11 protein-coding genes and 1 other annotated feature are annotated in these 13403 nt (G+C 29.4%); of the genes, 9 read left to right on the top strand and 2 right to left on the bottom strand.

The window, feature by feature from the left end:
- Positions 1–11 precede the first annotated feature (11 nt).
- The 5 genes from ABDZ93_RS09765 to ABDZ93_RS09785 all read left to right on the top strand — a co-directional run bounded on the left by ABDZ93_RS09765 (position 12) and on the right by ABDZ93_RS09785 (position 5021).
- The gene (locus tag ABDZ93_RS09765; RefSeq protein ID WP_343825899.1) at positions 12–1055 is read left to right on the top strand and encodes an ABC transporter substrate-binding protein; all 1044 of its coding nucleotides are present in this window, start codon (positions 12–14) and stop codon (positions 1053–1055) included.
- Positions 1056–1313: 258 nt separating this feature from the next.
- Positions 1314–2081, top strand: coding sequence for an ABC transporter ATP-binding protein (locus ABDZ93_RS09770; RefSeq protein WP_343825901.1), 768 nt, complete (start codon positions 1314–1316; stop codon positions 2079–2081).
- Positions 2068–2862: an ABC transporter permease gene (locus ABDZ93_RS09775; RefSeq protein WP_425544770.1), complete on the top strand. Its 795-nt coding sequence runs from the start codon at positions 2068–2070 to the stop codon at positions 2860–2862. Before ABDZ93_RS09770 ends, ABDZ93_RS09775 begins: the two co-directional genes overlap by 14 nt.
- A 156-nt stretch (positions 2863–3018) precedes the next feature.
- Complete coding sequence (locus tag ABDZ93_RS09780; RefSeq protein ID WP_343825903.1) at positions 3019–3975, top strand: DMT family transporter; 957 nt, start codon at positions 3019–3021, stop codon at positions 3973–3975.
- A 104-nt stretch (positions 3976–4079) separates the two neighbouring features.
- The gene (locus ABDZ93_RS09785) at positions 4080–5021 is read left to right on the top strand and encodes a C39 family peptidase (RefSeq protein ID WP_343825905.1); all 942 of its coding nucleotides are present in this window, start codon (positions 4080–4082) and stop codon (positions 5019–5021) included.
- A 69-nt stretch (positions 5022–5090) separates the two neighbouring features.
- Here ABDZ93_RS09785 and ABDZ93_RS09790 read toward each other — a convergent pair whose 3' ends face one another.
- On the bottom strand, positions 5091–6764 hold the full coding sequence (locus tag ABDZ93_RS09790; RefSeq protein ID WP_343825907.1) for a M4 family metallopeptidase: 1674 nt from the start codon (positions 6762–6764) through the stop codon (positions 5091–5093).
- Between the two features lie 354 nt (positions 6765–7118).
- Here ABDZ93_RS09790 and ABDZ93_RS09795 point away from each other — a divergent pair, with 354 nt between their 5' ends.
- Together ABDZ93_RS09795 and ABDZ93_RS09800 are read left to right on the top strand one after the other, a co-directional pair.
- A complete protein-coding gene (locus ABDZ93_RS09795; RefSeq protein ID WP_343825909.1) occupies positions 7119–8471 on the top strand; it encodes a helix-turn-helix domain-containing protein in 1353 nt (450 codons plus the stop codon).
- On the top strand, positions 8464–8595 hold the full coding sequence (locus ABDZ93_RS09800; RefSeq protein ID WP_343825911.1) for a hypothetical protein: 132 nt from the start codon (positions 8464–8466) through the stop codon (positions 8593–8595). Before ABDZ93_RS09795 ends, ABDZ93_RS09800 begins: the two co-directional genes overlap by 8 nt.
- Before the next feature lie 154 nt (positions 8596–8749).
- Here ABDZ93_RS09800 and thrS read toward each other — a convergent pair whose 3' ends face one another.
- Entirely contained in the window at positions 8750–10687 is a 1938-nt protein-coding gene (thrS, locus tag ABDZ93_RS09805) for a threonine--tRNA ligase (protein WP_343825913.1), read from the bottom strand.
- A gap of 153 nt (positions 10688–10840) precedes the next feature.
- Positions 10841–11091: a binding site (T-box leader), on the bottom strand.
- 257 nt (positions 11092–11348) lie between these two features.
- Between thrS and ABDZ93_RS09810 the strand changes: the two genes are divergently transcribed.
- Positions 11349–12713 carry an SH3 domain-containing protein gene (locus ABDZ93_RS09810; RefSeq protein WP_343825915.1) on the top strand — a complete coding sequence of 455 codons (1365 nt, stop codon included), beginning with the start codon at positions 11349–11351 and terminating at the stop codon, positions 12711–12713.
- Between the two features lie 59 nt (positions 12714–12772).
- On the top strand, positions 12773–13327 hold the full coding sequence (locus ABDZ93_RS09815) for a phosphatase PAP2 family protein (RefSeq protein ID WP_343825917.1): 555 nt from the start codon (positions 12773–12775) through the stop codon (positions 13325–13327).
- Positions 13328–13403: the final 76 nt, after the last annotated feature.

Here is a 13403-nt window from a genome sequence, read left to right on the forward strand (position 1 = left end):
AGGAGGAGATTATGAGAAAGAAGACTATTAAGTTATTAAGTGCTTTAATTTGTGCATTTATATGTGTTGGACTACTTACAGGATGTAATAAAAATGAATCAATAGACAAAGGAAATGAAGGAAATAAAGATAAAATAACAACCATACGACTTAATGAAGTAACCAGATCAATTTTTTATGCACCAATGTATGTAGCTATTAGTGAGGGATTCTTTGAAGAGGAAGGAATTGAAATTGAACTTTCTACAGGTCAAGGTGCAGATAAAACTATGCAACAACTTATTAGTGGAAGCGTTGATATTGGATTCTCAGGACCAGAACAAGTAATGTATATTTATAATCAAGGTAGAGAAGATTATCCAGTAGTATTTGCCCAGTTAACTCAAAAGGACGGATCATTCTTAGTATCTAGAGAAAAACATAGTGAGTTTTCTTGGCAAGACATTAAAGGAAAGATGGTTATAGGGGGAAGACCTGGCGGAGTACCTGAAATGGCCCTTGAATATGTACTAAAAAATGAGAATATAGACAAGGATAAGGACTTAAATTTAGTTACTAATATAGCATTTGATGCAGTTCCAGGAGCATTTAAAGGTGGTACTGGAGATTATGCGGCTATATTCGAGCCAACTGCTAGCGTAATTGCAAATGAAATAAATGGTTCTGTAGCAGCATCTATTGGAGAAAGTGCGGGAAACCTTCCATACACATGTTTTTATGCTGTTCAATCTTATATTAATGACAATGAAGAACTTTTAGTAAAATTTGTTAAGGCTATTCAAAAGGGACAAGAATGGGTAATGTCTAATGAGGATGCTACGGTTGCAGCTTCTATAAAAGAGTTCTTTCCAGGTACAGATGAAGAAGTAATAGCAACAGTTGTAGGAAACTATAAAAAAATAGAAGCCTATGCTAAAACTCCTACAGTAAGTGAAGAGGACATGAATAGATTAATGGATATTATAGAATCCTATGACTCTGAACTTTTAACTAAAAGACCACCATTTAAAGATATAGTTAATAATTCAATTAGTGAAAAGGCTATAAAGAAATAAAAAATGATTTTCAATCATAATTAAAAACTATAAATTGCATATATAAATAAATAATTTTAAAGGAACATGTCTTTATGGTTCGGAAGGCATATTCCTTTTATTTATATACCATATAAGTTTTGTTATCAACATTTATTATAACCTCATATATTAGTACTATAAAATATTAAAGAATTCAGAAGCTAAAGATTACAAGTAATTATAGAAAATAAATTAGAAAACTAAAAAGATAAAAAATAAAGATATGGAGATGGAGATATGAATAGAATAGAAATAAAGAATGTCTACATGAACTATCATACATTATCTGCAGAAACTGTTGCCTTAAAAGATATTAACTTCACAGTAGAAGGTGGAGAGTTTGTAAGTATAGTTGGACCTTCAGGATGTGGAAAATCCACACTTTTAAATATAGTATCTGGGCTTATTGAAGCTTCATCAGGGGATATATTAGTTGATGGACGTGTTCAAGAAGGGTACTCAAATAAAATTGGATACATGTTTCAAAAGGATCAACTATTTGAGTGGTTAACGGTATTGCAAAATGTAAGCATAGGGTTAAAAATTAAAAAGATGATGAATGAAGATGCAAAAATAAAATTAGAAAAACTATTAAGAAACTATAATTTATGGGAGTTCAAGGATCATTATCCTAGACAATTATCAGGTGGTATGAGGCAAAGAGTAGCTTTAATTAGAACCTTAGCTTTAGATCCAGAAGTTTTACTTTTAGATGAACCTTTTTCAGCTTTAGATTATCAAACTAGACTCAACGTGAGTGATGAAATATACGAAATAATCAAAAATGAAGGGAAAACAGCCATCATGGTTACTCATGACATATCAGAGGCTGTGTCTATGTCATCTAGGGTAATGGTATTATCTAAAAGACCAGCTGTAATAAAGAAAATTATAAATATAGAATTTGATGGAGAAAATTTAACTCCTTTAAAGTGTCGTGAACACAGTAAGTTTAGATTATATTTTAATGACATATGGAAGGAGATGGATTATGATGATAAGTAAGGAACATGAAGAATATCTAAAGAAGGTAAAAAGTAGCAGAAGAAAGATTATTTTTACGAGGATACTTATATTAGTTGTATTTTTTCTCCTATGGGAAATATTAGGCAATCTAAAGGTAATTGACCCATTTTTAACTAGTACACCATCGCGAATGTTTAAGAGTTTCATGAAGTTATATAATGACGGAGCTTTAACTAAGCACATAACGATAACTTGTTATGAAACCATAATTGGATTTACTTTAGGGACCTTGCTAGGGACTATAATTGCTATAATGCTATGGTGGTCAGACTTTCTTTCAAATGTCTTAGATCCGTATATTGTAGTATTAAATGCTCTTCCAAAGGTAGCTTTGGGACCTATAATAATATTTTGGGCAGGGAATGGAATGAAGGCAATTATAATTATGGCATTGTTAATTTCTATAATTTCCACAATAATAAGCATACTTTCAGGTTTTAGAGAAGTAGAAGAAGATAAAATAAAGCTTTTAAAGACCTTTGGAGCATCAAAGTTTAAAATTTTAACTAATTTAATAATTCCAGCTACAACGCCAACTTTTATATCTGCATTAAAGATAAGTGTAGGTCTTTCTTGGGTAGGGGTAATAATGGGAGAGTTCTTAGTAGCAAAAGAAGGTCTTGGATTCTTAATAGTATATGGAGGGCAAGTAGCACAATTAGATATGGTAATGATGAGTGTAGTTATACTTTCAATAATTGCTTATTTAATGTATGAAGTTGTTCATTATTTTGAAAAAAAATATGCCACAAAGCTATAAAATGAAAAATAATCCATTACATTTATCAGATTTAAATAAGTGTAATGGATTTATTATATGAATATAAGATACTAGAGTATAATAAATGTTTAATATTAATAATAGAATTTGTAAAAGTTTATGATATAATTAAGCCAGCAGATAGGGGGAAAAATTATGAAGACAAGAAAAGCATTAGCGTACATAACGTTAATAGGTGTAGTGGTAGCTTGGGGAATATCATTTGTTAGTATAAAAGTAGTATTAGATGCATTTTCACCTGTAGCAATGGCCTTTGTTAGGTTTTTTATTGCCACTATAACACTTATTATAATAAAGCAATTTACAAATAAAGAGAAGGTTAATAAAGAGGATTATGGAAGATTGGCTATTAGCGGAATTTTTGCTATTACCTTATATTTCTTCTTTGAAAATAATGGTATATTAAGAGTGTCTGCTAACTCAGCATCAATAATAGTTGCTACTTTACCTGTGGCAGCAATAATAGCAGATAAAATATTCTATAAAACTAAGATATCTAGGTTAAGTATTATTAGTATTGTAGTATCAATATTTGGAATTTACTTAGTTATAGGAAAAGATGTAGTAAGTGGATCTTTATCAGGATATCTTTACATGTTTGGGAGCGTAATATCATGGTGTGGGTATTTGATAATTACAAAGCCGCTGTTTAAAAAATATTCCAATATAACTATTACAACCTATCAGTCTATTTTTGGAACATTGGCATTTATACCGTTACTACCTTTTGAGACCATAAATTTTCAAATGATTAATGGTAATATAATTTTAAATCTTTTATTTTTAGCACTAATATGTTCTTCTTTTGGAAACTTTGGATATAATTTTGCTTTCAAAGAATTGGATGTAGGGATATCTACTTTATTTTTAAATCTATGTCCTGTGGTTACCTTTATATTTAGTTTCTTTATACTTGGAGAAACTTTAAGAATTAGTCAAATAATAGGTTCAATAATTATTATAGGAGCTGTATATATTGCAACTAAACCTCCTAAAGTACAATTAGAACTTGACGATAATATTAAGAAGATGGATGAAAATAAAACTATTAATGATATAGAATCTATAGAAGATATTAAAGTTAACCTTTAATAGTTGTTATATATTTTATTTTGTACAAATATATTGCTTAAAATATTCTATGCTCTGTGAAGATTAATAGTTCAAAGAAGGCTGTATATTAAGGAGGGAGTACTATGAAAAAGCTTTTTACATTCTTTATATTAGCACTTTCCTTTGTTGCATTAGCAATTACATTTAAGATATATATATATGAAAGTAGAAAGGTTAGCGCTCTTCAAGATCATATGGGATTTTTGGCTAGTAAAGGCAATATTAGCTATATGAGTTCAGAGGAAGAAGCTAAGTTAGAGAAGGAAGAAAAAAAAAGAAAAAGAGAAGAAGAAAAGGCAGCAAAAGAAGAAGCTAAAAGAAAGGCTAAGGAAGAAGAAGAAGCTAAAAAAGCTGAAGAAAAGCGATTAAAAGAAGAGGAGCTTCAGAAAAAGAAAGAGGAATTAGAGAAAGCATTGAATGCATCAAAAGAAATAAATCTTGATGTAGATATAATTAATCAGTTGCCAGAATACAAAAATGGATGTGAGGCAACATCTTTAACTATGATGTTGAATTATGCAGGAGTTAACGTTGATAAGGATTCTGTAATTGCAAAAGTGAAGAGAGATTCAACTCCAATAAAATACGATTCAAAAGGGAATATAATAGAATGGGGAAATCCGAAGAATGGATTCGTTGGAGATATAACAGGAAAGACTCCAGGATATTCTATAGATCCAGTGGCTCTTGCGCCAGTAATAAATGAATACTTACCAGATAAAGCACTAGATTTGTCAGGGTGTGAATATGGTGAGCTGGAAAAGGTACTATCAAGTGGAAGGCCAATTGTAGTATGGATAACATCTACATTTAAAGAACCAAAAATATCTCATACTTGGACAAGTAATGGGGCAGTTATAAATTCCTATTATTCACAACATGCTGTATTACTTACAGGTATGGATGAGAGTTCATTGTATTATAATGATCCTTTAACTGGAGTTAAAAATGAAAAAGTGGATAAAGCAGTTTTTCAATCAGTTTGGACTAAAATGGAAAGAAAAGCTTTGTCCTACTATAAATAAAATGAAAAAACTCTATATCTAATTATAATACTAGATATAGAGTTTGAATTTTTATAAATAGGTGTGCTGCTAGTTACCTAGTATACCAACTGATGTTAAAGCATTAGATACTGCTTGAACTTCAGTTGAATTAGCTCCATATAAGTCTGTAGCAGCTTGTATTAAACCAAGTCTTGATTGAGAGAAGTTTGTAGTTGAGTTAAAATAAACAGTTAGTGCTCTGTAATATATATTAGCAGTCTTTTCACAGCCTATATTTTGAGCAACTAAATAAGCAGCTTTATTAGGAATACCAGAATTAATGTGAACTCCACCCCAATCTCCATCTTCTGTGTTTGGTAGGTTTTGATAATCATTCATGTGAGCTGGTTGATCGTAAAGTGTAGGATTTGATAAGCTTCTTAATGCATCACCGGCTACTTTAGGAGTATATATTTCATCTCCAACTACCCAATCAGAAGAATTGAATGTCCATTGACCACCATTTGCAACATTGTACTTATCATAGGTTTGTACTAAAACACCTAAAACATCTGACATAGATTCGTTTAATGCTCCAGGTTGATTTTCATAAGCAAGGTCTGCAGAATTTGAAGTTACACCATGAGTCATTTCATGAGCAACTACATCAAGATCTCCTGATAATGGAGCGAAATATGAGCCATCACCATCGCCATAAACCATTTTATATCCATTCCAAAAAGCATTATTATAACGAGAGCCATAGTGAACAACAGAAGTTAAAGACATACCTCTATTATCTAAACTATTTCTATTGAATAAACCTTTATAGAAATCATATACAACTTCTGCATAGCTATGGGCACTTACTGCAGCTTTATCAGAAATTGTAGTACTAGAACTTGTCATTAAAGTACCAGTTGTTGTATTTCTATAGTTAGCTGTATAAGTGTTTATAGTTCCAGTCATAGGTTTAGTGGTATCTTTTAATTGATATGAGTTAGCTTTATTTTGATATAGATTTAATTCTCTAGTAGTACCATTTACGGCAGTGCCTGTACCAGTAACTGGACCAGCTTCTCTTATTAAGCTTTCTGATTTTATAATATCTCCACTATAAACATCTACGAAGATTTCCCAACTTTCCATTTCAGGAAGATCATAAGCAAGGTTTATTTTATAAACTTCATAAGCATTTTCACCGTCGAAGTATATATAATTTTCAGCTTTAACTTCCTCTGTTAATTCAGTAAATTTCTTAGAAGCTTTAGCTATTTCTATAGCTTTATCTGCAGTAAGAGGTTTATTATTCTTTTTAGTTACTGAGGTTATTCTATTTTCTAAAGTTCCTGTTAGTCCAGTAATAACTCCATTTTTGTCAAAGTGAGCAGTTATAGTTTTTCCATGAACTTTTTTTCCATCAAATGTTTGCTGAAGTTTTATATGGGTAAATCCTAAATCGTCTTGTTCAGAAGTGATAAGAGAAAAGTTATTTTTAATATTTTGCATATCGAATAGGGACATGTTTTCATTTAAGAAATCAATAACGCTACTGGAAGATGGATTAACGGTTTCAGATAGAATACCACTTATAAATAGTTTCATTCCATCTTTGTTATCAATGTGAACTTTCTCCTTACCTTTGTTTAAATTTTTGAACTCCTTTAAGATATCTGCTTTATTTTTTGTGGGTTTTTCTAAACCTTGTGCGTTTACAGGTTGAAAAGTGAAGGTTGCAGCTAAAGCTACAGTTGCAAGAATTGAGATTAGTTTTTTGTTCATAAAAATCATCTCCTTAATAATATTATACTTTTATTATATATTTTTGTATCAAAAATGCTATAATAAATTTACAACAAATTACTTTAACAGTTTACAGTGAAACAATAAATATTACAAAGTGTATCGCAGAAAAAAGTAGTATTTTGTAAATATAATTTTATTTGGCTTTTAAATTTCTATAAAGGTTTAAAAAAAGAATATATTTTTATGGAATAATATGTATTTAGGATGCATATTATATATAAATGTAGTATCCAATTTATTGTAGTATTAATTTAAAAATGATATGATTTAAGATGAGGTAAAAAATAATAAATTAAAACTTAGGTATAGAAGGGGTTTAATAAGAGGACTATGGATAGAAGTGTGGAGTTTATAAGTGGAAATAAAAAAATAAAGTTATTAAGAAAACAACTAAAAATGACTCAGCAAGAATTTCAAGATTCTCATTTTACCAGAGGATATTTAGGTTTATTGGAAAATGGAAGAAGGAATATTACATTACAAGCATCAAAGATTATATCTGAAAAGTTTATGAAAAAAGCTAAAGAATTGAATATTGAATTAGAACTAGAAGAAGATTATTTTTCAAGAAGCGTAGAAGATGATGCTAAATTATATTGTGAAAAAATCCTTGAAAACGATTTATCTATAAATAAGTTAAACGAAATTATGAATATTGGAGAAAAATACAATCTAAATTTCATTAAAGCTAAAGGATATAGAAAAAAAGGAGATCTTTATTTTGAAGAAAATCAATATCTAGAAGCCTATAAAAATTATTTCTATTCTATGGATATTTTAAGAGTAGAAGAGCTAAATTATGAAATATGTTATGTTTATAATAGATTAGGTTATTGCAAATTCTTACTTCTTGATTATGAAGAAGCTATTGTATATTTTAATAAAGCTATATATAATGCTGAAATGTTCAAGGAAGAAAAGGTTTTGATGTATGCTACATATAATTTATCAGTGGCATATAGTTGTATAAATAAATTTCATGAAGCTATAGATATTATAAATAAGTTTATTTATAGGATTCAGGTAGAAAAGGAATATTTAAATTATATTTATGTAAATATATTAAAGGCTAACTGTTATGAAGGGTTAAATGAAACAGGTAATGCCATTACAATACTTCAGGACTTAATTGAAATAGTAAAGGAAAGAAGCGATGAAGAAAGTATTAAGCTTTTAGGACTTATATATAATAATTTGGGATCCTTATATAGACGAGAAGAAAGATTATCTAAAGCTTTAGATTATTATAATAAATCTCAACAAATTAGAAATAAGATTGATAACAAAAATGTATCTCACACTTTAATTGAAAAAGCTAATATATATGTTGATAAAAAACTTTATGATGAGGCTATAATGATAATTGAACTGGGTATTGAAAAGGCTAATGAATATAATGATTACGAGTATATATTTAAGGGGTATGAACTCCTTGAAAAAATTTACTGTAAGTTAAATATGAAAGAAGAGTTAGAAAAGATTATAGAAGCTGCTATTGAAGTTTTAAAAAATACTAATAATTCAGATTTGAAGATAAAATATTATACTAAACTGCAGGAACTTTATTTTAAAAATAAAGAATATGAAAAAGCTGAGAAGTGTTTATATATGATACAAAATTTATTGCAATGTGTTTCTAGTGATGGTAAAATATGTATAGGGAGGTGTTTGATAAATGAGTAAATTTTGTAAAAAGATATGTGTATTAGGAGTTTTTGTTTTACTATGTGCAACAATTATAGGTATTCCTAAAAATGGAGAGCATCCACCACTTTTAGGAAGTATTAGCTCAAGTGTATTACTATAATTTATAGTTTATTGAAAGTAGCTGTTTTAAAATGGAGTTATCTATTTTAAAATAGCTCTTTTTATATATAAAAGTGAAATGAGTTTACAAGACAATAGTAAAAAGGACTGAGGTTTTCTCAGTCCTTAATTGTATATTGAAATATATTATAAGATTATTTTTCTTTGCTTTCAATTTCTTTAATAATTCTTTCAATGAAGTTATCTATAGAAATTGAACCTTCATCGCCATTTTTACGGCTTCTTACTGCAACTTCTTTATTTTCAGCTTCCTTTTCGCCTACAACTAAGATGTAAGGAGCTCTTTCATTACGTGCTTCTCTAATCTTATAACCAATTTTTTCAGCTCTGTAGTCAACTTCAACTCTAATATTATTTTTCTTAAGCTGAGCGTAAACTTCATCAGCATAGTCATGATACTTCTCAGAGATTGGAAGTAGTTTAACTTGAACTGGCGCAAGCCATACTGGGAATGCTCCTGCATATTTTTCAATAAGAAGGGCAAGAGTTCTTTCATAGCAACCAATAGAAGTTCTATGAATAACATATGGATATTTTTCTTGGCCATCCTTATCTACATAAGTCATTCCAAATCTTTCAGCAAGAGAGAAGTCTATTTGAGCTGTAATTATAGTGTCCTCTTTACCATGAACATTTTTGATTTGAAGATCAAGTTTAGGGCCATAGAAGGCAGCTTCACCAACAGCTTCAGTATACTCAATTCCAAGATGATTTAAGATTTCTCTCATCTTATTTTGAACTGCATTCCAAGCTTCAGGTTCTCCAATATATTTCTCTTTATTATTTTCATCCCATAGAGATAATCTATAGCTAATATCTTCTCTAAGACCCAGTGTATCAAGCATATAGTTAATTAAATCAACTACACCTTTAAATTCATCTTCAAGTTGATCTGGTCTACATGCAAGGTGACCTTCAGAAATTGTAAATTGTCTTACACGAATTAATCCATGCATTTCTCCAGAAGACTCATTTCTAAATAATGTAGAAGTTTCAGCATATCTTAAAGGTAAATCTCTATAACTTTTAGATTCAGCTTTATAAACTGTAAATTGGAATGGGCAAGTCATAGGTCTTAATGCAAATACTTCATTATCCTTTTCTTCATTGCCTAGTACAAACATTCCTTCTTTATAATGATCCCAGTGTCCAGATATTTTATATAAATCACTTTTAGCCATCAAAGGTGTTTTAGTTAAAAGATAGCCTCTTTTTTGTTCCTCATCTTCAACCCATCTTTGAAGAAGTTGAATAATTCTAGCACCCTTAGGCATTAGAAGAGGAAGACCTTGACCTATTGGTTCAGAAGTAGTAAATAATTTAAGTTCTCTTCCAAGCTTATTGTGGTCACGTTTTTTAGCTTCTTCTACAGCTTCTAAGCATTCATCAAGCTCTGCCTTTTTTGTAAAGGCAGTTCCATAAATACGAGCAAGCATTTTATTTTTTTCGTTTCCTCTCCAATAAGCTCCTGCAAGTTTAGTTAATTTGAAAGCTTTTACTGGTTTTGTAGTCATTAAGTGAGGACCAGCACAAAGATCAGTAAATTCACCTTGTTTATAGAAAGTTATGATTTCACCTTCTGGTAGGTCTTCTATAAGTTCTACTTTATAAGGTTCATCTTGTTCCTTCATAAATTTAATAGCTTCTTCTCTTGGAAGTTTAAAGCACTCTATTGCTAAATCTTCCTTAACAATTTTTTTCATTTCAGCTTCTATTCTGTCTAAGTCTTCATTAGTAAATCCACCTTCAAGGTCGAAGTCATAATAGAAACCATTGTCTATAGCAGGCCCTATAGCAAGTTTTGCTTCAGGAAATAGCCTTTTAACAGCTTGTGATAAAATGTGAGCAGCTGTATGTCTAAAGGCTCTTCTACCTTCATCATCATTAAAAGTTAATATATTTAATTCGCAATCCTCTTTAACTATATAACGAAGGTCTACAGTTTTTCCGTTTACTGTTCCAGCTGTTGCTACTCTAGCAAGTCCTTCTGAAATACTTTTAGCAATTTCAATAATACTCATTTCATGTTCTAATTCTTTAATTGAGCCATCTTTTAAAGTAATTTTAATCATTTGAAAATCTCCCTTCTATATTTAATATTGTAGCCAAAAACTTTAAGTGAGAGTCCAAATCTCTGATTTGGTTCCTCGAACTTACTCCACCGAACGTATGTGAGATGGAGTTTCATCTTGTATAAATAAAAAAACTCGTCACTTTTCATAAAGAAAAGGGACGAGGTATACCCGTGGTTCCACCCAAATTGTCCTTAAATTTATTAAAGTTAGATTATTAAAAATAAACTAATTTAACAAATTGATATAAAGGACCACTTTAAAAACTATAACGTAGTTAACGGACTTTATTAGAGTCACTCAGAGGTGGTATTCAACATGATTTATTTAAAAGCAATTTCAGCTACTATGCTTTTTCTCTGTAAATAAAGTGACATATCTACTGTCCTCTTCATTGTGATAATATTATTAATTATTATTCTATTATACCATAAACTTAAAGTTATGATACAAAAATTATTAATTTTATTTTAGCATATATAAGTTTAATGTCAACATAAATTGTTAACTAAATAAAGAATAATAAGAAAGGGTTACATTTAATTTATATTTATGTAAGTTTATACTATGTTAGTAAAATAAATAGTATAATTATATTAAGCATTGCTTAAAATTATGAAATATTTAAGTGAAAATATAAAATTAGGGGTGAGGATATATTATGAATCGTAATAATAATTTAAATGTTATGGATGAAATGTACTATAGTGATTTATGGATAAAATTATGCAAGAGGAGTAAAGAAGTTATTCTCACTAAGGATGAAATAGAAAAGTACAATGAAGAGGGTATTAAAAAAGGATATAATTGTGATATATTTAAGGAAAAGGATGAAGTAGACAATGAATATGTTATCACCATGGTAAGTGGTGTAAGTAAAATTCCAGAGGATGATAGATATAAAAATGGTAGTAAAGTAAGCAAAGAATATTATGATAAACTTATTAATAATATGAATTTACAAGAAATAAAGGAAAAGGTTTCTATAGCATATGGACTAGTGGTAAAAAGAGGGAGTATCCGAACCTTCCCTACCAGCGATAGAGTTTTTAAGGGCGAGAAAGAATATGATTTAGATAGATTTATGGAAAGTGCTATATATGCAGCAGAGCCTTGTATTATATATGCTTCTAGTAAAGATGGAAAATGGTATTTTTGTAAAACTTACAATCATTCAGGATGGATTAAAAATGAGAATATAGCCCTTGGAAGCAAAAGAGAAGTAGAAACATATTGTAAATGCAAAGATTTCATTGTAGTTACAGGTAAAAAGATAAATCTTGGATATAACCCTTTTATAGAAGCTTTGAGAAATTTAGATATTGATATGGGAGTAAAACTACCTATAGAAACTAATTGGAGCAAGGAAGAATTAGTTTATGATATGTATTGTGAAGGTAATTATGTAGCTAAATATCCATTAAGAGGAAGTAAAGGTGAATTGAAATTTACTAATATTTTAATTCCATACAATGAAGATGTTCATAGAGGGTATTTAAAATGTAGTAGAAATAATATATTAAAGCAAATATTTAAATTTCAAGGAGAAAGATATGGTTGGGGTGGAGAATTTAATGGAAGAGATTGTTCTTCACTTATCATAGATACCTTTAGAACCTTTGGAATACGATTTCCAAGAAATAGTGGTGATCAATTGAAGAAATCTATTGGGAAAACATTACTGATCAACAAAGAAATGACTTATTATGAAAGAATGAAAATATTAGATAACTTAAAACCAGGAGCACTTATATTTTTAAATGGCCATGTAGCTATGTTCATAGGAAACTATAAAAATAGTCCTTATATAATTCATGATGTAATAGGCGTGTTTATAAATAAAAAGGACCATGAAACGAAAAATAAAGGACATAAGGAACAGATTAATAAAGAAGCTAGAAGTGATGAAGAAAGGATATATTTAGGAATAAAGGGTGTAACAGTATCTGAATTAAAAGATATTTATACATCTAGTGAAAAACCATATGTTGATGAGATTATTGGGATTAAGGACATATTTAGTTAAACTTACCATTAAGGAAGATTAATGAAAAATAAAATATTGGTTAAGAAAGGGATAAACTAATGAATCAATGGATATACGCAATAGATAAAGGAATAACTGATGCTATACATTTTGGATTACAGAATAGGTTTTTTGATGCTATAATGCCGTTTATAACAAGGCTAGGAGATGCAGGATTTATATGGATAACAATTAGCATTATTCTTATATGTACTAAAAAATATAGAAAGGTAGGAATAACAAGCCTACTAGCAATATCTATAGGTACAATTTTAACAGAAGGGGTAATAAAGCATTTAGTAGAGAGAGTAAGACCGATTATTGCGTACCCTATAGATAATCCACTTATAAAACTGCCTACTAGCTTTTCTTTCCCATCAGGTCATACGGCATCTTCTATAGCTGTAGCATATGTGCTCTCCACATATATAAAGAGATATAGATTTTATTTTATATCCTTAGCAGTGTTAATAGGTTTTTCTAGAATATATTTATATGTTCATTACTTTTCTGATGTATTAGGAGGAGCAGTAGTTGGACTTGTAAGTGGAATTTTAGCTGTGTATATAATGAGAAAGATTAGTGAAAAGAAGGAAGTTACTTTAGATAACTAGTGTATAGAAAGATTAAAAGGTATGAAATTAAGAGTAAAAATTCTAATTTCATACCTTTTATAGTGAGATTTATAAT

Source organism: Clostridium subterminale (genome assembly GCF_039521425.1).
GTDB lineage: Bacteria > Bacillota > Clostridia > Clostridiales > Clostridiaceae > Clostridium_J > Clostridium_J subterminale.